Annotated in this window: 19 protein-coding genes and 1 riboswitch; of the genes, 12 read left to right on the top strand and 7 right to left on the bottom strand. The window is 62.5% G+C overall.

The genetic code is table 11. From position 1 onward, the window contains the following. Positions 1 to 151 precede the first annotated feature (151 nt). A riboswitch (TPP riboswitch) is annotated at positions 152 to 257 on the top strand. A gap of 148 nt (positions 258 to 405) precedes the next feature. Both thiC and cytX read left to right on the top strand, forming a co-directional pair. Then, entirely contained in the window at positions 406 to 2295 is a 1890-nt protein-coding gene (thiC, locus tag CKW24_RS18550) for a phosphomethylpyrimidine synthase ThiC (protein ID WP_095169617.1), read from the top strand. Positions 2296 to 2435: 140 nt separating this feature from the next. Beyond that, positions 2436 to 3728 carry a putative hydroxymethylpyrimidine transporter CytX gene (gene cytX, locus CKW24_RS18545; RefSeq protein WP_095169616.1) on the top strand — a complete coding sequence of 431 codons (1293 nt, stop codon included), beginning with the start codon at positions 2436 to 2438 and terminating at the stop codon, positions 3726 to 3728. On the opposite strand, the gene CKW24_RS18540 is transcribed toward cytX, so the two are convergent. Beyond that, positions 3697 to 4443: an RsiV family protein gene (locus CKW24_RS18540; protein WP_095169615.1), complete on the bottom strand. Its 747-nt coding sequence runs from the start codon at positions 4441 to 4443 to the stop codon at positions 3697 to 3699. The genes cytX and CKW24_RS18540 overlap by 32 nt on opposite strands. Before the next feature lie 226 nt (positions 4444 to 4669). Here CKW24_RS18540 and CKW24_RS18535 point away from each other — a divergent pair, with 226 nt between their 5' ends. From CKW24_RS18535 to CKW24_RS18495, 9 genes are all read left to right on the top strand, one after another. Continuing rightward, a complete protein-coding gene (locus CKW24_RS18535; protein ID WP_095169614.1) occupies positions 4670 to 5287 on the top strand; it encodes an NUDIX domain-containing protein in 618 nt (205 codons plus the stop codon). Then, positions 5278 to 5730 (top strand): DUF1249 domain-containing protein, encoded by a 453-nt coding sequence (locus CKW24_RS18530; protein ID WP_095169613.1) that lies wholly within the window; start codon positions 5278 to 5280, stop codon positions 5728 to 5730. Before CKW24_RS18535 ends, CKW24_RS18530 begins: the two co-directional genes overlap by 10 nt. Positions 5731 to 5836: 106 nt before the next feature. Beyond that, a complete protein-coding gene (gene cpdA / locus CKW24_RS18525) occupies positions 5837 to 6652 on the top strand; it encodes a 3',5'-cyclic-AMP phosphodiesterase (protein WP_095169612.1) in 816 nt (271 codons plus the stop codon). 136 nt (positions 6653 to 6788) lie between these two features. Beyond that, complete coding sequence (locus CKW24_RS18520) at positions 6789 to 7397, top strand: YqiA/YcfP family alpha/beta fold hydrolase (RefSeq protein WP_095169611.1); 609 nt, start codon at positions 6789 to 6791, stop codon at positions 7395 to 7397. A gap of 42 nt (positions 7398 to 7439) precedes the next feature. Beyond that, positions 7440 to 9344, top strand: coding sequence for a DNA topoisomerase IV subunit B (gene parE / locus CKW24_RS18515; protein WP_095169610.1), 1905 nt, complete (start codon positions 7440 to 7442; stop codon positions 9342 to 9344). Continuing rightward, positions 9344 to 10327 carry an esterase-like activity of phytase family protein gene (locus tag CKW24_RS18510; protein ID WP_095169609.1) on the top strand — a complete coding sequence of 328 codons (984 nt, stop codon included), beginning with the start codon at positions 9344 to 9346 and terminating at the stop codon, positions 10325 to 10327. The genes parE and CKW24_RS18510 overlap by 1 nt, the downstream gene beginning before the upstream one ends. Then, positions 10324 to 10845 (top strand): TIGR02281 family clan AA aspartic protease, encoded by a 522-nt coding sequence (locus tag CKW24_RS18505; RefSeq protein ID WP_095169608.1) that lies wholly within the window; start codon positions 10324 to 10326, stop codon positions 10843 to 10845. The genes CKW24_RS18510 and CKW24_RS18505 overlap by 4 nt, the downstream gene beginning before the upstream one ends. Positions 10846 to 10855: 10 nt before the next feature. Beyond that, the gene (gene parC / locus CKW24_RS18500; protein WP_095169607.1) at positions 10856 to 13120 is read left to right on the top strand and encodes a DNA topoisomerase IV subunit A; all 2265 of its coding nucleotides are present in this window, start codon (positions 10856 to 10858) and stop codon (positions 13118 to 13120) included. Between the two features lie 176 nt (positions 13121 to 13296). Beyond that, positions 13297 to 14010 carry a membrane integrity-associated transporter subunit PqiC gene (locus tag CKW24_RS18495; RefSeq protein WP_095169606.1) on the top strand — a complete coding sequence of 238 codons (714 nt, stop codon included), beginning with the start codon at positions 13297 to 13299 and terminating at the stop codon, positions 14008 to 14010. 269 nt (positions 14011 to 14279) lie between these two features. Here CKW24_RS18495 and CKW24_RS18490 read toward each other — a convergent pair whose 3' ends face one another. After that, entirely contained in the window at positions 14280 to 15815 is a 1536-nt protein-coding gene (locus CKW24_RS18490) for an AhpA/YtjB family protein (RefSeq protein ID WP_095169605.1), read from the bottom strand. 134 nt (positions 15816 to 15949) lie between these two features. Between CKW24_RS18490 and serB the strand changes: the two genes are divergently transcribed. Beyond that, positions 15950 to 17164, top strand: a complete 1215-nt coding sequence (serB, locus tag CKW24_RS18485; RefSeq protein ID WP_095169604.1) for a phosphoserine phosphatase SerB — start codon at positions 15950 to 15952, stop codon at positions 17162 to 17164. A gap of 121 nt (positions 17165 to 17285) precedes the next feature. Here the strand turns inward: serB and asd are convergent, their stop codons facing one another. The 5 genes from asd to CKW24_RS18460 all read right to left on the bottom strand — a co-directional run bounded on the left by asd (position 17286) and on the right by CKW24_RS18460 (position 22417). Continuing rightward, a complete protein-coding gene (asd, locus tag CKW24_RS18480; RefSeq protein ID WP_095169603.1) occupies positions 17286 to 18146 on the bottom strand; it encodes an archaetidylserine decarboxylase in 861 nt (286 codons plus the stop codon). A gap of 18 nt (positions 18147 to 18164) precedes the next feature. Beyond that, positions 18165 to 18980, bottom strand: a complete 816-nt coding sequence (gene rhdA, locus CKW24_RS18475; RefSeq protein ID WP_095169602.1) for a thiosulfate sulfurtransferase — start codon at positions 18978 to 18980, stop codon at positions 18165 to 18167. Between the two features lie 103 nt (positions 18981 to 19083). Continuing rightward, positions 19084 to 20601, bottom strand: coding sequence for a GNVR domain-containing protein (locus CKW24_RS18470; protein WP_159987314.1), 1518 nt, complete (start codon positions 20599 to 20601; stop codon positions 19084 to 19086). Between the two features lie 12 nt (positions 20602 to 20613). Then, complete coding sequence (locus CKW24_RS18465) at positions 20614 to 21756, bottom strand: hypothetical protein (RefSeq protein WP_143501239.1); 1143 nt, start codon at positions 21754 to 21756, stop codon at positions 20614 to 20616. Further along, positions 21743 to 22417 carry a polysaccharide biosynthesis/export family protein gene (locus tag CKW24_RS18460; protein WP_159987312.1) on the bottom strand — a complete coding sequence of 225 codons (675 nt, stop codon included), beginning with the start codon at positions 22415 to 22417 and terminating at the stop codon, positions 21743 to 21745. Before CKW24_RS18460 ends, CKW24_RS18465 begins: the two co-directional genes overlap by 14 nt. Positions 22418 to 22436: the final 19 nt, after the last annotated feature.

Genomic DNA, 22436 nt, shown 5'->3' with positions numbered 1-22436 from the left:
AAGCTACGGCGCGGGCCCGTCAGCGTCAAGGCGTGGCATGGCGTAGCGAGTGTAGTTGTGGTGACCTGGGGCAACAATCCTGCAATTACGCCATTCATCACGCTGTTTAATCCGGGGTTGGCGTTCTTGGGTGGTTATGTCTAGACTGGCCGGGTTCTTGTCGGGGTGCCTTGCTATGAGGCTGAGATCGAATAATTTCGGATCCCGTTGAACCTGATCAGGTTAGCGCCTGCGTAGGGAACAAGATTTCTCGTCACCCGGCGAGTCCTCTTGTGCTTCGTCCGGGATATTGTTCGACAATCGAACGCTTCGCGAGATGATGCACAGCACCAGTCCTGGTGCCTCCGTGCCTTTCAGGTTCTGCTCCGACAATCCACTGCCTGGATGCTGTCTGGAGAGCCCGTGATGACCACAAAACTAAAAAATGCGACCCACTTGAGTGAATCGGCCAAGGTCGATCAACAATCGGTGCAGCCCTTTACCCGCTCGCAAAAGATTTATGTCCAGGGCACGCGCCCGGACATCCTGGTGCCGATGCGCGAAATCAGCCTGGACGTCACCCCGACCGACTTCGGCGGTGAAATCAATGCGCCTGTCGTGGTCTACGACACCTCCGGCCCCTATACCGACCCGAACGTCATCATCGACGTGCGCAAAGGCCTCGCCGACGTGCGCTCGCCGTGGATCGAAGCCCGTGGCGACACCGAGCGCCTGCCAGGCCTGAGTTCCAACTTCGGCCAGGAACGCCTGGCCGATGCCGAGCTGACCAAGCTGCGGTTCGCCCACGTCAACAACCCGCGCCGCGCCAAGGCCGGGGCCAACGTCAGCCAGATGCACTACGCGCGCCAAGGCATCATCACCGCCGAGATGGAATACGTCGCCATCCGCGAAAACATGAAGCTGGAAGTGGCCCGCGCGGCCGGCCTGCTGGACCAGCAACACGCCGGCCACAGCTTCGGCGCCAGCGTGCCGAAAATCATCACCCCGGAATTCGTGCGCGAGGAAATCGCCCGCGGCCGCGCGATCATCCCGGCCAACATCAACCACACCGAACTGGAACCGATGATCATCGGCCGTAACTTCCTGGTGAAGATCAACGGCAACATCGGCAACAGTGCCCTCGGATCGTCCATCGAAGAAGAAGTGGCGAAACTGACCTGGGGCATTCGCTGGGGTTCGGACACGGTCATGGACCTGTCCACCGGCAAGCACATTCACGAAACCCGTGAGTGGATCATCCGCAACTCGCCAGTCCCAATCGGCACTGTGCCGATCTACCAGGCCCTGGAAAAAGTCGGCGGCGCCGCCGAAGACCTGACCTGGGAGCTGTTCCGCGACACGTTGATCGAGCAGGCCGAGCAGGGCGTCGACTACTTCACCATCCACGCCGGCGTGTTGCTGCGCTATGTGCCGCTGACCGCCAAGCGCGTGACCGGCATTGTTTCCCGTGGTGGTTCGATCATGGCCAAGTGGTGCCTGGCGCATCACAAGGAAAACTTCCTCTACACCCATTTCGAAGACATCTGCGAAATCATGAAGGCCTACGACGTCAGCTTCTCGCTGGGCGATGGCCTGCGCCCGGGCTCGATTGCCGACGCCAACGACGCTGCACAATTCGGTGAGCTGGAAACCCTCGGCGAGCTGACCAAGATTGCCTGGAAGCATGACGTGCAGTGCATGATCGAAGGCCCGGGCCACGTGCCGATGCAGTTGATCAAGGAGAACATGGACAAGCAGCTGGAGTGCTGCGATGAGGCGCCGTTCTACACCCTCGGCCCGCTGACCACCGACATCGCCCCGGGTTACGACCACATCACGTCGGGCATCGGTGCCGCAATGATCGGCTGGTTCGGTTGCGCCATGCTCTGCTACGTCACGCCCAAGGAGCACCTGGGCCTGCCGAACAAGGATGACGTGAAGACCGGGATCATCACCTACAAGATCGCTGCCCACGCCGCCGACCTTGCGAAGGGCCATCCGGGCGCGCAGATCCGCGACAACGCCTTGAGCAAGGCACGGTTCGAGTTCCGCTGGGAAGACCAGTTCAACCTCGGCCTGGACCCGGACACCGCCCGCTCGTACCACGATGAAACCCTGCCGAAGGACTCGGCCAAGGTCGCGCATTTCTGCTCGATGTGCGGGCCGAAATTCTGCTCGATGAAGATCACCCAGGAAGTCCGCGAGTATGCGGCCAACCAACGGATCGAAGCGGTGGACGTGGACGTCGCCCAAGGCCTGGCCGAACAGGCCGAGCGCTTCAAGCAGGAAGGCAGCCAGCTGTACAAGAAGGTTTGATCTGACCTGAAGGGTCGGGGCCTGAGAGGGCCCCATCGCGGGCAAGCCCGCTCCCACAGGATTTATGCAGTCCATGTGGGAGCGGGCTTGCCCGCGATAGCGATCTAAACAACAACAAATGTCCCTCTGAGATAACACCCTTGAGCATTCAACCCAGCACTTATTCACCCGATATCGCGGTGCCGAGCGACAAACGTGTCTTCGGCGGCCGTGATCTGTTCTCCCTGTGGTTTTCCCTCGGCATCGGCCTGATGGTCCTGCAGACCGGCGCCTTGCTTGCGCCGGGCCTGGGCCTGTCGGGTTCGTTGCTGGCGATTTTCCTCGGCACCCTGGTCGGCGTGCTGCTGCTGGCGGCCGTCGGCGTGATCGGCAGCGACACCGGCCTGTCGTCCATGGCTGCGCTCAAGTTGACTCTGGGCAGCAAGGGCGCAAGCCTGCCGGCGCTGCTCAACCTGCTGCAGTTGATCGGTTGGGGCTCGTTCGAGATCATCGTCATGCGCGATGCCGCCAGCCTGCTGGGCGCCCGCGGATTCAGCGAGGGCAGCCTGATGGCCAACCCGCTGATGTGGACCCTGTTCTTCGGCGCCCTGGCGACCCTGCTGGCGGTGAGCGGCCCCCTGACGTTCGTGCGGCAGATCCTGCGCAAGTGGGGCATCTGGCTGTTGCTGGCAGCGTGCATCTGGCTGACCTGGAACCTGTTTGCCAAGGCTGACCTGGCTGCGTTGTGGGCCCAGGCCGGTGACGGTTCGATGCCGTTCGCCGTGGGCTTCGACATTGCGATCGCCATGCCCCTGTCCTGGCTGCCGCTGATTGCGGACTACTCGCGGTTCGGCAAGCGCGCGAAAAATGTCTTCGGCGGCACGGCGCTGGGCTTTTTCATCGGTAACTTCTGGCTGATGAGCCTGGGCGTGGCCTACACCCTGGCGTTTGCCCCCAGCGGTGACGTGAATGCCTTGCTGTTGGCGCTGGCCGGTGCCGGCCTGGGGATTCCGCTGCTGTTGATCCTGCTCGACGAGTCGGAAAACGCCTTTGCCGATATTCACTCGGCGGCAGTGTCCAGCGCGACCCTGTCACGGCTCAAGGTCGAGCACCTGGCCCTGGCTATCGGTGTGATCTGCACCCTGATCGCCCTGCTGGCGCCACTGGCCCAGTACCAGAACTTCCTGCTGCTGATCGGCTCGGTGTTCGCGCCGTTGTTCGGTGTGGTGCTGGTGGATCACTTCATCCTGCGCAAGCGCGGTGCCCAGGCGACCTGCGCGGCGTTGCGCGGGTCAGCCCTGTGCGCCTGGTTGGGCGGGGTGGTTACCTATCACTTGCTGGCCAATCTTTATCCCGAGCTGGGCGCAACCCTGCCGGCGCTGATTCTGGCAGGGCTGTTGCAGCTGGTGCTGGGCCGTATCGTTACTTTCGGGCGGGAAACAGCTCGGGCTTGAGGATGCCACCCAGGCGCGAATAAGGAATCTTCAACTCGACGTGGCCCAGGGCGTAAGGCGCAATGGTGTTCACGTCGTACTTGAGCATCACCCCGGCGGTGGTCAGAGCAACGTTGGGGGTTTGCTTGAACGGCCAGGCCTTGAGGAATTGCGCTTCCTGATCCAGGCGGGTGCTGATCAGCCAGCTGTTGTGCGCTACCTGGGCGGCTTTCCAGAATGCCTGTTCCTCGCCCGGCTTGAGCATATCGGCCAGGGTCAGCACCTTGTGCTCCTGGCGCGAGTAGTTGATGAAGCCGCGTCCCGGCTTGCCAGTGGCAGTGCCGTTGTCCAGATAGCTGGACAGCTCGATGATCACCAGTCCGTCATGCTGCTCGCGTACCTTGGCCTGCAAGTAGCTGCTGTTGCGCGGGGCGGCATCGCGCAGGAACTGCTCGCGATAGGCCGCCAGCGAAGCCGGCAGTGGTGCATCGGCGGTGGTGGGGGTCATTTGCAGCAGGCGTCGTTCGATGATGCCATCCAGTTGCGGTTCGCCGGGGAAGCGCACGAGATCGATGTTGACCAGCGGGCATTCGGCACCGGTGCAGCCGGGCTTGATAGTCTCTGCGGTGTCGCGCAGGGTTTCCAGCGGCGCCTTGTAGCTAGGCTCGAACAGGCTTTGGCAGGCGCCCAGGGTCAGGGCGATACAGGCCACGGAGGCGATTTTCAAAAGTGACATGGGCGTCCTTCATGGATCAAGGGTAGGCAAAAAGTTACCGGCTTCGACTGCCAGCGGGGCGGTCAGTTCGCCACTAAGCTCAATAGTGTCAATTAGAGTAGGTTTGCCCCCCTGCCGTCTATCCCGGCAACTGCAAAGGGGCTGCATCAAAGGTGGCGAGCGCGTTAGGATGGCGCGAAGTCGAGGTTGGAGCCTCGTAGCGGATCTGCAGTAGACGAGGATTGTGATGACTGACTTTACCAATGCCACCCCGACTGTCGTCGACGTCGTGCGCACCGAGAACTGCCACAAGGGCTTCTACCAGCTCGACCGGGTACACCTGCGCCATGAGCTGTTTGCCGGTGGCATGAGCCGGGAAATCAATCGCGAACTGTTCGTGCGTCACGATGCAGTCTGCGTCCTGCCCTACGATCCGCAGCACGACCGGGTGGTGTTGATCGAACAATTTCGCGTGGGGGCCCTGGGCAAGACCGACAACCCGTGGTTGATCGAGCTGGTCGCCGGTCTGATCGACAAGGACGAACAACCGGAAGAAGTTGCTCACCGTGAAGCGCAGGAGGAAGCTGGGCTTGAGTTCACGGCGTTGTGGCCGATGCTCAACTATTTTCCGTCGCCTGGCGGTAGCACTGAATACGTGCACCTGTACCTGGGGCGGTGTGACAGTACGGGGGCTGGCGGCCTGCATGGGTTGCTGGAGGAAGCAGAAGATATTCGCGTCACGGTCTGGGACTTTGAAGATGCCCTGCAGGCCGTGCGTGATGGGCGGATTTCCAACGCGGCGAGCATTATTGCCTTGCAATGGCTGGCTTTGAACCGCGTTGAAGTGAGGGGGCTATGGTCGTAAACAAACAGCGCGACCGCTATCGGGTCGACCTGGTGGGGCTGCAAAGCGCCTGCGAGGCCAACTATGCCCGCTTGCTGCGGCTGCTGCCGGACATGCGCAATACGCCGGCGGCGCGGCGCATCGCCATGACCCAGGGCGACCAGATGCTCGGGGTGCTGACCCTCGAGGTCCTGCTGACCTGTCCCTACACCACCACCCTGCGTGTGCGCCAGGAACACAGCCTGCCCTGGCTGCCGGTGCCGCAGCTGGAGGTGCAGGTCTATCACGATGCGCGCATGGCCGAAGTGATCAGCGCCGAACATGCGCGGCGCTTTCGCGGCATCTATCCTTACCCCAATGCCTTCATGCACCAGCCTGACGAAAAGTCCCAGCTCAACGTCTTCCTCGGCGAATGGCTGAGCCATTGCCTGGCGTGCGGGCACGAATACGAAGTGGTGCGTTAAGCGGCAGATGTGAACTGTGTCCGGTTCACGGCTTTCCTCTTTTACCCATGCCCCAGCATAATTGCGCCACTTATCCACCTGCGTGATCGCGCCTTGGGAGAACGCCTTGCCGAGCGTATCGACTCTGACCGCCAACGACCCGGTCCTGCTGGTGCAGCTTTCCGACAGCCATCTGTTTGCCGAGGCTGACCGCACGCTGCTGGGCATGAACACCCGCGACAGCCTGAGGGCGGTGATCGAGCTGGTGCGGGCGCAACAGCCCCGGGTGGACCTGGTGATTGCCACGGGCGATCTGTCCCAGGACGGCACCTTGGCCTCCTATCAGCTGTTTCGCCGCTTGAGCGAGCAGATCGACGCGCCTGCCCGCTGGATTCCGGGCAACCACGACGAGCCGCAGGTCATGGCCCAGGCGGCCGTGCAGAGTTCGCTGCTGGAACCGTTGCTGGACATCGGCAACTGGCGGATCACCTTGCTCGATTCCGCCGTGCCGGGTTCGGTGCCGGGCTACCTGCAGGACGATCAACTGCAATTGCTCGCCCGCGCCCTGAGCGAAGCGCCCGAACGTCATCATCTGGTGTGTTTCCATCATCACCCGGTGCCCATTGGCTGTCCGTGGATGGAGCCGATCGGCTTGCGTAACCCTGAAGCGCTGTTTGCCGTGCTCGACCGCTTTCCCCAGGTGCGCGCCGTGTTATGGGGGCATGTGCATCAGGAAATCGACCAACTGCGCAACGGCGTGCGGTTGTTGGCGTCGCCTTCGACCTGTATCCAGTTCGAGCCCGGCAGCGAAGATTTCCGGGTCGACACCCTGGCGCCAGGCTACCGCTGGCTGCGCCTGTTGCCCGATGGGCGGCTGGAAACCGGAGTGGAGCGGGTCATCGGATTCGATTTCACGGTCGATTACGGTTCTGACGGTTACTGAGCAGAAACACCGCTTCACGGCGATCGCGAGCAGGGATTACGCCCACACAGGAAACAAATGTGGCAGCGAGCCTGCTCGCGATATGCCCGACTCCCTGTAAACTGCGCTTTCTTTTGCCGACCGCCAGGGAGCTCAAATGTCCGGTTCGATCCTCTACATCCATGGCTTCAACAGCGCGCCTGCGTCGAAAAAGGCCAGCCAGCTGATCGGAGTGATGGAGCGTCTGGGGCTGGCTGACCAATTGCGCGTTCCGGCCCTGCATCATCACCCGCGTGAGGCCATCGGTCAGTTACAGCAGGCGATTGCCGAGCTGGGACGGCCACTGCTGGTCGGCAGCTCACTCGGCGGCTACTATGCCACTCACTTGGCCGAGCTCCATGGCCTCAAGGCCCTGCTGGTCAACCCTGCCGTCAGTCCGCACCGGATGTTCGACGGCTACCTGGGGACGCAGCAAAACCTGTATACCGAACAGACCTGGGAATTGACCCACGACCACATCACGGCCCTGGCCGAGCTGGAAGTGCCGGCGCCCCAGGACCCACGGCGCTACCAGGTGTGGCTGCAGACCGGCGACGAAACGCTGGACTATCGCCTCGCCCAACAGTATTACCGAGCCTGTGCGTTGCGCATCCAGGCCGGCGGCGACCATAGTTTCCAGGGATTTGCCGGACAGATGCCGGCCCTGTTGAGTTTTGCCGGCATTGGCGCAGATGTGTACCAGGCGATCGATTTCACAGCACTGTGAACCCTTGCCCCTATTTTCATGAACGACTGACGACGAGACCCCATGGCCACTCCCAGCGCTAGCTCTTATAACGCAGACGCCATCGAAGTCCTCTCGGGCCTCGACCCGGTGCGTAAACGCCCCGGCATGTACACCGACACCAGTCGGCCGAACCACCTTGCCCAGGAAGTCATCGACAACAGTGTCGACGAAGCCTTGGCCGGGCACGCCAAATCGGTCCAGGTCATCCTCCACGCCGACCACTCGCTGGAAGTCAGCGATGATGGCCGCGGCATGCCGGTGGATATCCACCCGGAAGAGGGCGTCTCGGGCGTCGAGCTGATCCTCACCAAACTGCACGCCGGCGGTAAGTTCTCCAACAAGAACTACCAGTTCTCCGGTGGTTTGCACGGGGTCGGCATTTCGGTGGTCAACGCCCTGTCGACCGAGGTCCGGGTGCGGGTCAAGCGTGACGGCAACGAATACCAGATGACTTTCGCCGACGGTTACAAAAAAACCGAGCTGGAAGTGGTCGGCAGTGTCGGCAAGCGCAACACCGGTACCAGCGTGTTCTTTGCCCCGGATCCGAAGTATTTCGATTCGCCGAAATTCTCCATCAGCCGCCTCAAGCACGTGCTCAAGGCCAAGGCCGTGTTGTGCCCGGGGCTGTTGGTCAGTTTTGAAGACAAGGCCACCGGCGAAAAAGTCGAGTGGCACTACGAAGACGGCCTGCGTTCCTACCTGGTGGACGCGGTCAGTGAGTTCGAGCGCCTGCCGGACGAGCCGTTCTGCGGCAGCCTGGCTGGTAATAAGGAAGCGGTCGACTGGGCGCTGCTGTGGTTGCCCGAAGGCGGCGACAGCGTGCAGGAAAGCTACGTCAACCTGATCCCCACGGCGCAGGGCGGTACCCACGTCAACGGTCTGCGTCAGGGCCTGCTCGATGCGATGCGCGAGTTCTGCGAGTTCCGTAGCCTGTTGCCGCGTGGAGTGAAGCTGGCGCCGGAAGACGTCTGGGAGCGCATCGCGTTCGTCCTGTCGATGAAAATGCAGGAGCCGCAATTCTCCGGCCAGACCAAGGAACGCCTGTCGTCCCGCGAGGCGGCGGCGTTTGTGTCCGGGGTGGTCAAGGACGCGTTCAGCCTGTGGCTCAACGCCAACCCGGAAACCGGCATGCTCCTGGCGGAGCTGGCGATCAACAACGCCGGCCGTCGCCTCAAGGCCAGCAAGAAAGTCGAGCGTAAACGCATTACCTCGGGGCCGGCCCTGCCGGGTAAGCTCGCCGACTGCGCCGGGCAGGACCCGATGCGCTCCGAGCTGTTCCTGGTGGAAGGTGATTCCGCCGGCGGCTCGGCCAAGCAGGCGCGGGACAAAGAGTTCCAGGCGATCCTGCCGCTGCGCGGCAAGATCCTCAATACCTGGGAAGTGGACGGCAGCGAAGTACTGGCCAGCCAGGAAGTGCACAACATCGCCGTCGCCATTGGTGTCGATCCGGGCGCGGCGGACATGAGCCAACTGCGCTACGGCAAGATCTGCATCCTCGCCGACGCCGACTCCGACGGTCTGCACATCGCCACCTTGCTCTGCGCCTTGTTCGTCCAGCATTTCCGCCCGCTGGTGGATGCCGGTCACGTCTACGTGGCGATGCCGCCGTTGTACCGGATCGACCTGGGCAAGGAAATCTACTACGCCCTCGACGAAGCCGAGCGCGATGGCATTCTCGACCGCCTGGTGGCCGAGAAGAAACGCGGCAAGCCCCAGGTCACCCGATTTAAAGGCCTGGGTGAAATGAACCCGCCGCAACTGCGCGAAACCACCATGGACCCGAACACCCGGCGCCTGGTGCAATTGACCCTGGATGATTTTGCCGCCACCTCGGAAATGATGGACATGCTGCTGGCGAAAAAACGTGCAGGTGATCGCAAGTCCTGGCTGGAGTCCAAGGGCAACCTGGCCGAGGTTCTGGCCTGATGCGGAGCGGTTTTGCCCTCCCGTGGTTGTTGCGGGCAGGTGCTGCGTTCGCGCAGCCGGCGCCTGAGCTGACGATGCTGTCCGAGCATGCCGTGCAAGGCATGCACGGCGGCAACCTGTCGGGCCTGGCGCAATGCGGCAATGAACTGTGGACGGTTTCCGATCGCGACGATGGGCAGATATACCGTCTCGCCACCGGCGAGGGTGTCTGGCAGGCCGAAGCGGTGCCCGTCGACGTGCCGCCGGTGCCTGACAGCGGCTTGCCCTGGGGGCTGAAGTCGCGCACCTGGGCGTCGTCGATCGTGCGCGGTGGTAACTTCGATTTCGAGGGCATCAGCTGCGACAAGGCCGGCAATCGCTACATCGTCAGCGAGGCCCATGCAGCGGTGTTGCAGGTGCCGCCGACGGGCGCCGCGCAATGGCTGAAGATTTCCCCGATGCTGGTGCGCGAAGCGCGGGCCAGTGGCATGTTGCTGCACTTCAATGCGCTGTTTGAAGGCCTGGCTGTCGACCCTGAGGGCAACCAGCTGTGGCTGGCGGCCGAGCGTGAGCGACGTGGGCTGTTGCGGCTCAAGCGGCAACAAACCGTGTGGGACTGCGACGGTGCCTGCGTGCTGCTCAGCGAAGCCGGTACACAGATGCAACCGGCGCAGTTTCCCCATGCCCGGCCGGTGTCCCGGGACTTCGCCGACCTGGCGTGGTTCGACGGCAAGCTCTTTACCCTGGAGCGCAATGCCTATGAAATCTGCCGCCGTGACGCGGTGACGGCCCAGGTCGAGCGTTGCTGGTCGTATGCCGCCGATGCCTTGCAGGCGCCGCGGCGTTATCCGCAAGCCTACGGCCTGGCCGAGGCGCTGGTGATCGACGCCTCAGGTGCCTGGATCGGCATCGACAACAACAACGGCGCCCGGGCTGACGGCGAAGTCCGTCCGATCGTCTGGCGCTTCGCTGCGCCGCAGGGTGGCTGGAGCGCCAAGTCATGAGTCAGCAGGCGCCGGGAAAACGCGCCGGTCGGGTGCTGCTGGTGCTCGCCTGGTGTGCCGGGCTGTTCCTGGCAACGCGGTTTTTCGGTGACTGGGAACAGCGCCAGGAAAATCCCAACACCCAGGTCAGTTCGCAGCAGGGTGAGGGGTTTATCGAGGTGAAGCTGGTGGGTAATGGCCAGGGACACTTCGTTGCCGATGGCCAGATCAACGGTCAGCCGGTGAACTTCATGCTCGATACTGGGGCCACCGATGTGTCGATCCCGGCCGGCCTGGCCCAACGGCTGAATCTGGAAAAAGGTGCCGCGGTCACCCTGAGCACGGCCAACGGCCGCAGCCAGGGCTACCGGACCCGACTGCAACAATTGAAACTGGGCGACATTGTCTTGCATGACGTGCGCGCCCTGGTGGCGCCAGGCTTGAGCGGCGATCAAGTGCTGCTGGGCATGAGCGCCCTGAAACAACTCGAATTTACCCAGCGCGGTGGCACCTTGCTGCTGCGCCAGACCACGAAATGATGAGGCCCGCATGAGCGACTCCCTGGATCTCAGCCTGGACGGCGTAGAACGCCGCTCACTGGCCGACTTCACCGAAAATGCCTACCTCAACTACTCCATGTACGTGATCATGGACCGGGCCCTGCCGCATATCGGCGACGGCCTGAAGCCGGTGCAGCGACGTATTGTCTACGCCATGAGCGAGTTGGGGCTGGACGCTGACTCCAAGCACAAGAAATCCGCGCGTACCGTCGGTGATGTGCTCGGCAAGTTCCACCCGCACGGCGACTCTGCCTGCTACGAGGCCATGGTGCTGATGGCCCAGCCGTTCAGCTACCGCTACACGCTGGTGGACGGCCAGGGTAACTGGGGTGCGCCGGATGATCCGAAATCCTTCGCCGCCATGCGTTACACGGAAGCGCGGCTGTCGCGTTACTCCGAAGTATTGCTCAGCGAGCTGGGGCAGGGCACGGCCGACTGGGGGCCGAACTTCGACGGCACCCTCGATGAACCGCTGGTGTTGCCGGCACGCTTGCCGAACATCCTGCTCAACGGCACCACCGGCATCGCCGTGGGCATGGCCACCGACGTCCCGCCGCACAACCTGCGCGAAGTCGCCACGGCGTGCGTGCGCTTGCTCGATGAGCCCAAGGCTACGGTCGAGCAACTGTGCGAGCACATCCAGGGCCCGGACTACCCGACCGAGGCGGAAATCATCACGCCGCGCGCCGACCTGCTGAAAATGTACGAGACCGGCAAGGGCTCGGTGCGCATGCGCGCCGTGTACCACGTCGAAGACGGCGACATCATCGTCACCGCGCTGCCGCACCAGGTTTCCGGGGCCAAGGTGCTGGAGCAGATTGCCGCGATGATGCAGGCCAAGCCGTCCAAGGCTCCGCAGATCGCCGACCTGCGTGATGAGTCCGACCATGAGAACCCGTGCCGGATCGTGATCATTCCGGTCAACAGCCGGGTCGATCATGAAGCCCTGATGCAGCACTTGTTCGCCAGCACGGAGCTGGAGTCCACCTACCGGGTCAACATCAACATCATTGGCCTGGACGGCAAGCCGCAGCTGAAGAACCTTCGCGCGTTGCTGGTCGAGTGGCTGGAGTTCCGGGTGCGCACGGTGCGTCGCCGCCTGCAGTTCCGCCTGGACAAGGTCGAGCGTCGCCTGCACCTGTTGGACGGCTTGTTGATTGCCTACCTCAACCTGGATGAAGTGATCCATATCATCCGCACCGAGGAGCATCCCAAGGCCAAGCTGATCGAACGTTTTGCCCTGAGCGAAATCCAGGCCGACTACATCCTCGACACGCGCCTGCGTCAGTTGGCACGCCTGGAAGAGATGAAGCTGCGCGACGAGCAGGACGAACTGCTCAAGGAACAGGCCAAGCTGCAAGCCCTGCTGGGCAGCGAAACCAAGCTCAAGAAGCTGGTACGCACCGAGCTGCTCAAGGATGCCGAGACGTATGGCGACGACCGTCGCTCGCCGATTGTCGAGCGCACCGAAGCCAAGGCGCTGACCGAGCATGATCTGCTGCCGAACGAGAAAGTTACGGTGGTGCTGTCGGAAAAAGGCTGGGTACGCTCGGCCAAGGGCCACGATATCGATGCAACCGGCCTTTCCTACAAGGCCGGGGACGGTTTCAAGACTGCTGCTGCCGGTCGTTCCAACCAGTTTGCGGTGTTCATCGACTCCACCGGACGCAGTTACTCGGTGCCGGCCCACACCCTGCCGTCGGCCCGTGGCCAGGGCGAGCCGTTGACCGGCCGTCTGACTCCGCCACCGGGTGCGACCTTCGAGTGTGTCCTGATGCCAGAGGATGATGGCTTGTACGTGATCGCCTCCGACGCGGGTTACGGCTTCGTGGTCAAGGGTGAGGACCTGCAAGCCAAGAACAAGGCGGGCAAGGCGCTGTTGAGCCTGCCGAACAACGCCAAGGTGATCCTGCCGCGTCCGGTCGCAGACCGTGACGAGAACTGGCTGGCTTCGGTGACGACCGAAGGTCGCCTGCTGATCTTCAAAATCAGCGACCTGCCGCAGCTGGGCAAGGGTAAAGGCAACAAAATCATCGGTATCCCCGGCGAACGTGTAGCTAACCGCGAGGAATATGTCACGGATATCGCGGTGCTGCCGGAAGGCGCGACGCTGGTATTGCAGGCCGGTAAGCGCACACTGTCACTCAAGGCCGATGACCTGGAGCACTACAAGGGTGAGCGTGGACGCCGGGGCAATAAACTGCCGCGGGGCTTCCAGCGGGTCGATGCACTATTGGTAGAAACTCTCAATTAAGCGGTCTAGAGCGCTCGATCTACGATTTAACGCGTAGATCGATGCTTTCGCGCTGGAGTCGCAAGGCATATTCACGGATGATATGGCCTTTCAAGCGCCGGCGTGGTCGAGCGTTCTTCATATTTTTTGAGTATTTTCACAGTGGCTGGCCTTGTGGCCGTCACCTGGATGGGATGATGACTGTTCTGCGCTTTCCTCTAATTTTGTTGCTCGCTGGCGTTCTTGGCCTGGCGGGTTGCAGCGTTCACCAGCCGGTGTCGCTGTATCAGCTGGACAGCGGCACCCCGGCACAGCCTGCGCAAAGCTCAGGCATGGCGGTGTTGCTGGGGCCGGTGTTGATTGCCGATTACCTGCAGCGTGAAACCCTGTTGCAGCGTCAACCGGACGGCAGCCTGCAAGCGTCGACCGACGGTCGTTGGGCGGGCAGCCTGTCTTCGGACATCAATCAGTTGCTACTGCGTCAGGTCGCGGGTCAGTTGGACAGCCAGCGCGTGGTCCTGGCACCGGCGACCCTGGGGTTTACCCCGGATGTGCAGGTATTGCTGTCGATTACCCGCCTGGACTCCGGCGAATCGCAACCGGCGGTGCTCGACGCCCAGTGGCGCTTGATCGACCGTCGCGGCCAGGTCCGCGATAACCGCATCATTCACCTGCAGGAGCAACATGCCGGCGGCACCGCTGCACAGGTCCAAGCCCAGGGCGTGCTGTTGCAGCGCCTGGCCGAGCAGTTGTCGGTGGCCCTGAAGCCGCTGGCCAACCAGCCACCTGTTGCCGAAGCTCCACGCAAGCCTGCTGCGGCAAAACCCACGGCGCCCGCCGAACGTGAGAAACAGCCGAAGATTCCGATGGCCGCGCCTATTCGCACGGACATGGAAGTGTTCCGCTTCTAAGCTGCACGTCGCCCCCACAAAACCCGCCCCGTGCGGGTTTTGTTGTTTCTGCCGACCCCGAAACTGCTGCTTGTAGGAGCGAGCTTGCTCGCGATGGACGTTAACGATGACGTGCATTGTCTGAATCAGCGCGTTGTTCTTGGGTTCTTCGCGAGCAAGCTCGCTCCTACCTGGTCCAATGGAGCTGCCCCCCCTTGGCAACTGCGGGACGCAATAAAAAGCCCGCAAGCGATTACTCGGCTGCGGGCTTGGGTGGGGCGCGGTCGGGCTTAGGCGCGGGTCTCGTGCATGCGCGCCAGTTGCCGCTCCAGCATCGAAGGGTAGGGTTCCATCAGGCGCTCGACGCAGCAGGCGCCTTCAGGGCTGGCGATCGGACGGATGCGGGCCCGCTGGCGGATCAAGGCGTCGTCGCTGATCTTGCGCTCCACCAGCAGCAGGTTACGGCTGTGCTGGGAGAGGGCGAGAGCGTCCTGGGCGGTTTCAGTCAACAGCAGGTCGATCTGGCTCAGGCCGAAGAGTTCTTCGCCCAGGGTCAGGCCCAGTTGCAATTGCAGGGTGATGCCGCTGTCGGCGACTTCGATCTGCAACTGATGGCCGAGGGCACGCAACAGCTCACCGCAGCAGATGGCGTTGGTCAGGTAGTCTTCGCCGCTGTCCTGGGTGTGGAACAGCATCAGGGTGCTGCCGTCGTTGAGCGTGTGCAGCTCGCTCTCGTACAGCGACGCAGCCTGGTCCAGGCAGTCGCGGTAGCGGTCCAACAACTCGGTCAGGCGTGCCCGCGGCAGGCGCCGCAGCTGCTCCTGGGCGCCCAGTTGCACGGCGAGCACGGCGCTGAACTGCGGCTGGCTGGAGGCGACGACCTTGGGCTGTGGCTTGACGACTACCGCGCTGGTGGCGCTGTCGCGAACATCGGCGAACGGGTCTTCATCGTCGTCCGTTTCGTCTTCTTCGGCGCTGATCACGTGCCGGGGCGCCGCTTTCAGGCTGGCCACCGGGGCGCTTTCATCGAAGCTCGGGTCCCGCAGGTTGCGCACTTCGAACGCTGGCTCGTCGTCCTCGACATCATCCAACTCATCGATTTCCGGCTCGTCAACCACCGCCGGCGCTACCGGCTCAGGGGCAAAGCTGGCGTGCAGCTGGCGTGCCAGGTCGCCGATCTCGTCCTGGCGCTGGGTGGCCGGGGTGTGTTCGTCGATGTCACGCAGCCACACCCGCAATTGCAGGAGTGGCGTGGAGATGTTGCGCCCCAGGCGCAGGCTCAGGGCCAACGCCAGGGCCAGCAGGATGGCGCTGAGAATGCCCATGCTCTGCAGGCTGATGGTCATCGGCTGTTCGAACTGCTGCATGTCCAGGCTGATGCGCAGTTGCCCGGCCGACACGTCCTGGAAGGTGATCTTGCTCTCGTACATGCCCTGGGTTTCGCCCAGCAGGCCCTGCTTGGGACGTTGCCCCGCCTCGGCCAGGATCCGGTTGTCCACGCTATAAATAGCGGCGTGGGCCACCAAGGGGTTCTTGGTCAGGTTGTTCAGCAGCACGTTGAGGCTGAGGATGTCGTTGGACACCAGCAGCTCGGTGGCCGAGGTTGCCGTCTGGGTGGTCAGGCTCTGACCCAGGGCATCGGCCTGTTCGTGCATTGCCTGTTTGAACTGCAGACCCATCACGCAGGCGTAGATCACCAGGGCCAATGCGACCAGGATCACGTTATGGCTGGCAATGCGCAATGCAATCGGTACACGGCGGTGGCGCAGTGCACGGAAGATCAGCAGGAAGAAGTTATCGGGTTTGACTGGCGTGGGCCGGTTCACTGAGCTCGGCTCTTTTGTCCGTGGAGTTGACGCGCAGTATAGCGATAGCCCCCAGACCGGCAAAGCGCTCGCTGTGCCCGATGGTCACTGAATGTGGGTAGAATGCGGTTTTTTTCCACTTGCGGGGGTGCGCCTTGCGCGAAATCGTCCTGATAAACATCACGGGAGTCGACCGTCCGGGTCTGACTGCGGCCATTACCGGTGTTCTGGCCCAGGGTGGTGTGAACATTCTCGACATCGGCCAGGCGGTGATCCACGACACCCTGTCGTTCGGCATCCTGGTTGAAATTCCCGACACCGAGCAAGGCAAGTCGGTGCTCAAGGACATCCTGTTCACGGCTTACAAGCTTGATCAGCAGGTACGGTTCACCCCGGTTTCCGAAGAGGACTACCAGCAATGGGTCGGCAACCAGGGTAAAAAACGCCACATCGTGACCCTGCTGACGCGCAAAGTGACAGCCGAGCAATTGCAGAGCGTGAGCTCGATCACTGCCAAGTACGGCCTGAACATCGACCATATCGACCGCCTGTCCGGGCGCATGCCGCTGGACACTCCGGCCGACAAGGGCAAGGGCTGCATCGAGTTTTCGGTGCGCGGCGAGGCGGCTGATCCGCAAGCGCTGCGGGCCGAGTTCCTCAGCGTGGCCCAGGAGTTGAACGTCGATATCGCGTTCCAGGAAGACTCGCTGTTTCGCCGCAACCGTCGCCTGGCGGTGTTCGACATGGACTCGACGCTGATCGAGGCCGAAGTCATCGACGAACTGGCCAAGGCGGCCGGCGTCGGTGAGCAGGTGTCTGAAATCACCGAGCGGGCCATGGCTGGCGAGCTGGATTTCCGTGCCAGCTTCAAGGAACGCCTGGCCTTGCTCAAGGGCCTGGACGTCGGTGTGCTGGATTCCATCGGCGCCTCGCTGCGCTTGACCGAAGGCGCCGAAACCCTGTTCGCCGAGCTCAAGCGTCTGGGTTACAAGACGGCGATCCTGTCGGGTGGCTTCACCTACTTTGCCAAGCAGCTGCAAGCCAAGCTGGGCATCGACTACGTGTTTGCCAACGAATTGGAAGTGGTCGACGGCAAAGTCACCGGGGTGGCGGTCGAGCCGATTGTCGACGCCCAGCGCAAGGCGGATCTGCTGCGCGAACTGGCGCACAAGGAAGGATTGCGTCTGGAACAGACCATTGCAGTCGGTGACGGGGCCAACGATCTACCGATGCTGGCGATTGCCGGGTTGGGTGTGGCGTTCCGCGCCAAGCCGCTGGTCAAGCAGTCGGCCAAACAGGCGATTTCCACCCTCGGGCTGGATGGAGTCCTGTATCTGCTGGGGTTCCGCGACCGCGACGGTCAACTCTGATACACCACCTATAAATGTGGGAGCGGGCTTGCCCGCGAAGAGGCCGGTACATTCAACATCTATGTTGATTGTGCCGACGCTTTCGCGGGCAAGCCCGCTCCCACAAGGTACAGCGTGGACTTTAGGCTTTTGGTGAGCCGAGACCCTGGCCCATCACCACTGGCGAACCCGCGGCCAGTTCTTCAGCCCACTGCACTTGATCCGGGCCAAACAGCACCACCGCCGTCGAACCCAGCTTGAAGCGACCCAGCTCCGCACCTTTTTCCAAGTGGATCGGTGCGCGGGCGGCTTCGTCGTAGCGGAAGGTCTTCAGTTCGCGCTTGGGTGGCGTGACCAGCCCGGCCCAGACGGTCTCGATCGAGGCAACGATCATCGCACCCACCAGGACCACGGCCATCGGGCCACGCTCGGTGTCGAAAATGCAGGCCACACGTTCGTTGCGGGCAAACAGTTCCGGTACGTTTTCGGCGGTGGTCTGGTTGACCGAGAAGATCCGCCCCGGGATGTAGACCATTTCGCGCAGGGTGCCAGCCAGCGGCATGTGCACGCGGTGGTAATCCTTGGGCGACAGGTAGATGGTGGCGAAGTCGCCGCCCATGAACGGCGCGGCATTCGCGGTGTCGCCACCCAGCAGTTCCAGCACGCTGAAGCTGTGGCCCTTGGCCTGGAACACACGGCCGTGCTCGATCGGGCCGAGTTGGCTGACCGCACCGTCGGCCGGGCTGAGGATCGCGCCCGGGGTCTGGTCCAGTGGCCGAGCACCGTCTTTCAAGGCGCGGGTGAAGAACGCGTTGAAGTGCTCGTAGGCGGTCAGGTCTTCGACCAGCGCCTGGGACATGTCTACCTGGTAGCGCTTGGCGAACCAGGCGGTGAAGGCATTCTTGAACCAGCGCACGCGGCATTCGGCAATGCAGCCGGCCAGACGCGAGAGCAGGTGGTGGGGCAGCAGGTACTGGCTGAGGATAAACAAACGCTTTTTCATTAACTGTCCTTAAAAACCTTAAATCTCAACGGGCGTATCGGGATGGTTGCCCCATTCGCCCCATGAACCGGCGTAGCCTTTGACCCGCGGATAACCGAGTGCCTTGGCCACCAGATAGGTGAAGCCAGAACGGTGGTGGGTCTGGCAGTGGGTAATCACTTCTTTGTCAGGGGTAATGCCAAGCTGCTCGAGGATCTGTGGCATGTCGCTGCGGATGCGCAACTGACGCGCCTGATCCATGCCCGCGGTCCACTCGAAGTTGATCGCCCCGGGAATATGCCCGCCCTTGGCCGCCAGGACTTTCTCCCCGGAATACTCCAGCGGGCCGCGTGCATCCCAGATCGCCAGGTCGGCGGCGCCGAGGCGGCTTTGCAGGTACTCGCGGGTGGCCGTGGGGCCCTCGTGCAAGGTCAGCCCGACTGGGCCGCCGACCGCCGCCGGAACCTCGCCAGACAGCGGCAAGTCTTCGGCCTGCCAGGCCAGCAACCCACCGTCGAGGTAGTGATAGCGGTGGTGACCGATGACATCCAGCAGCCAGATGAAGCGCCCGGCCCAACCGCCGCCTTCGTCGTCGTACACCACGTAGACCGCATCAGGGTTATGCCCCAGCTCGCCGAACAGGGCTTCGAGTGCCGCCTGTGACGGCATCAGGCCCGGTGCTGGCGGCTGGCCCAGTTGGGTGCGCTTGGGGTCGACGAAGCGTGCGCCGGGGATATGCCCTTGCGCATAGCGGGCGCTGCTGGTCAGGTCCACCAGGATCAGTTCGCGGGCGTCGAGGCGGGCGCGCAGGTCGCCCGGCTCGATCACCAACGGCAAGCCAGAGAAGTCAGGCATGTGAGGTCTCCAGAGCACAAAGGGAGACGATTGTAGCGCAAGCACTAACAGAGGGCTTGTGATCAATGAGGGAGGGGGGGCGAGCAGGCTCGCCCCCCAGGGGTCATCCCAGGTTCGGCACCTTGGCGATCACCGGCAGGCCCAGGTAGCGGCGCACGTCCGAGTCGGACTTGAGGCTGTCGTCGAAGAACTCGATCACGAAGGCCAGGCCGATCCCGCCCAGCAAGCCACCGACCAGCACGCCAATCAACACCATCCACAGTTTCGGGCTGACCGGCTTGGTATTGACGGTTGCCCAACTCACCACCGAGACGTTGCCGATTTGTGAGCTGGCCTGTTCGTTGAGGAAGCGGGTCTCCTCGAGTTTCTCCAGGTACAGCTTGCGGCTGTCGCGCAGTACCCCGAGTTTCTGCTCCAGTTCCTTGAACTGGGCTTCGACGTTGTTGATTTCGTTGAGCCGGGTGACATCCGCCGCCTCCTGCTCCTTGAGGGTGGCCAGGCCCTGGCGATAACCGGCCATGGCCGCCTCGCTTTTCATCAGGTCATCGCGCACGCGGGCGTTGAGCGGGTTGATCCCGCGCCGCGAGTTGGTGTCGCGCTGGCCGCGTTGTTCGGCGATCCCGCGTTCGACCACGGTGATTTGTTCACGCAGTGAGCTGACCTTCGGATCGCTCGGCGACAGCCGTGCGATGGTGTCGGCCTCCTGGCGCTTGAGGTCAGTCAGTTGCTTGTTCATCTCGCTCAGGGCGTAGCTGTTGGAGCCTTGCTGGCCGTCGAGTTCGGTCACCTGGGGCAAGCCGCTCAACTGACTGCGCAGCACACCGATCTGCTTGTCGGTCTGCTCGACCATCAGTGAGGTGGTATCGATGTTCTTGCGCGCATCCTTGAGCTTTTCGATCTGCATGCTGCGTTGCAGGTCGACATCCATGATCTGCCGGTCATTGCGGAAGTGTTCCAGGGTGCCTTCGATGCCCTTGATCTGGCCGTCCAACTCCTCCAGTTGCGTGGAAATGAAGCCGGTCTGCTCGCGCTGGTAAACCCTGACCCGTTCGGTGAGGTAGTGCTTGACCAGCTCGTTGACCCCCAATGCGGCGGCCTGCGGCGATTTGCTCTTGAGCGTGACCTCGATGATGTTGGAGCTCTTGACCGGTTCTGCACTCAGGTCATTCTGCAAGCGCGAGATGGCTTTGCTGCGCAGGTCGCGGTTGCCTGATTGCGGGAAGAAGAAGCTCTCGAGACCGGCGTAGGCCTGGGTCGCCATCTGCAGCCAGCCCTTGGGCGAGTACCAGGGATGGTTAATGTCGATGCCGGGAAACAGTACTTGCGGCGTCAGCTTGTCGACCACTTGTTCGGACAGGCCTTCGCTGGTGATGATCTCGGCTTCGGAGTGCAGTTGTTCTTCGCGCACCACCGACATCATCGGCGTGCGGAACTGGCTGCTGCTCAGCACCGGCATGTAGATGTCTTCCTGGCCCAGGCGCACCAGGAGGCGGGCGGTGGCGTCGTAGGTTGCCGGGTACACCTTGAGCCCGACAAACCCACCGATCAACACCGCCAGGAAGAAGCAGATCGCGACATAACGCCGCTTGAAGAGAATATTAAGAACGTCGCGGATACTCATGTTCATCCCCTCTTATTGGGCGTATTGGCGATACACGGCGGCGGCGGGCCGCTCGGTACCGTCCGCACGAATCAGGCCGAAATTCCCCAGGCCATCGGGGGACTCGTAATCCTCCAGTGAAAACCAGTAGACCCGCTCGACATCGGCCGGCAGGTCACCGCGCAAGCCCCTGCCGAAACTTTTGCCGCTCAGGTGCTGGTTGATGTAGTCCAGGGTGGCCTTGGTCTTGGCGCTCTGCTGGGCTTCGGTCACGCCCAGGGGCGGCGCGGCGACCACATAGCCCAGCTCAGTGATCCAGATCGGCTTGCTCGACTGGCGCAGGTGCATGAACAGTTGCAGGTTGAAGAGTTTGCCCAGGTAGGTGTTGTCTTCCTTGCTGCCGACAAACCCCATCTTGGCCAGGCTGCTTTCGTCGGCGTCCATGTCCTGGGGGGCGTTGATGCCGCTGGCGTCCTTGTTGAACAGGTACGGGTGCACCGCCAGGATGTCGAAGTACTCGCCGTAGGAGGGGTCGATATCCCAGAGCATCCACAGGTAGGTGATGTCATTGCGCGAGATACCGGCGTGTACCAGTTTGATGCTCGGCCGTTGTTCCGCCACCGCGTGACTCACGGCTTTCATCATCTTGACGAAGTCCTTGGGCTTGGGCGACGGCCCCCAGAATTGCGGGGTGTTGGGTTCGTTCCAGATCTGCCAGTAGGTGATGCCGGCCTGGGTGGTGGGGCCGTAGCGTTCGATACAGGCTTTGATGAACGCGGCAAAGTTGTCGTAGTAGTCGCTCGAAGGCGCCAGCTCGTAGGTGCCACTGGATTTGAAGGCGAGCATTGGCAGGGCCCAGTTCGGCGCGTAGTGGACGATCGGCAACAGCTCGATATCCTGCTCGGCGGCGGCCTTGACCAGGTTGTCCATCGGGGTCCAGTCGTAGACGCCTTTCTGGCCTTCCACCAGGCGCCACTCCCAGTCGATACGCACCTGCTTGACGCCCAGCGAACGGGCCAGGGCAAAGCGTGCGACCAGCTCTTCGTAGCCGCCACCGCCCCACTTGGCGTTGATCCCGTATTTCATCTCGGCCTGCGCCACGGGCACCAGCAAACAGGCGAGCAACCCCAGCAGCAGGCTGCTCCAGAGCCTCACGCGTGGATTAGAAGGTGCCATCCGAACTGTCCCCGCTGTTGTAGTTGCGGTTGACCGAGAAGCCGAAGTTGATGCCTTTGAACAGCAGCAGGTCGGTGATGTATTGCGTCACCCACAGGTTGGCGTTGGCAATCGGCGAGCGCGGGACATAGATCACGTCGTAGGGGTTCAGGGCCACGGCCATGTCGTTCTTGCCCAGTTCGATGGCCTCGTCGCTCAGGTCCAGGTGGTAGCTCTTGGGCTCGCCATTTTCCTGCTTGCGGATCAGCACCACGGATTCCGGGTGCGCGGTGTAACGCAGGCCTCCGGCACGGTAGATCGCCTGCATCACCGTGATGCCACCTTCCATGGGGATGACCTGGGGCTTGGCCACTTCGCCGCCGATGTACGCGCGAAAGCCCTTGAAGGACTTGACCATCACCGACACGCTCGAATCACTGAGCTTGCCCGTGTAGGCCTTGCTGATGGCCGCGCTCAGTTCGTCGGGCGTCAACCCGGCGGCCTTGATGTCCGAGACCCGCTGCATACTGATGAAGCCATCGGGCCGCACCGGGATCGCCTCGTCGTAGTCCTTGGCGGTGTAGAACTTGATGTCCAGGTCATCACCGGGACGGATCAGGTATTTTCCGCCGGGCACCACCCCATCCTTGCCTAGCAGCGGCAAAGTCTGCGACCCAGCCATCTGTTCGGTCTTGATCGTT

Source organism: Pseudomonas sp. Irchel 3H3, assembly GCF_900187635.1.
Lineage (GTDB): Bacteria > Pseudomonadota > Gammaproteobacteria > Pseudomonadales > Pseudomonadaceae > Aquipseudomonas.
This window is presented reverse-complemented; position numbering and strand designations above follow the sequence as displayed.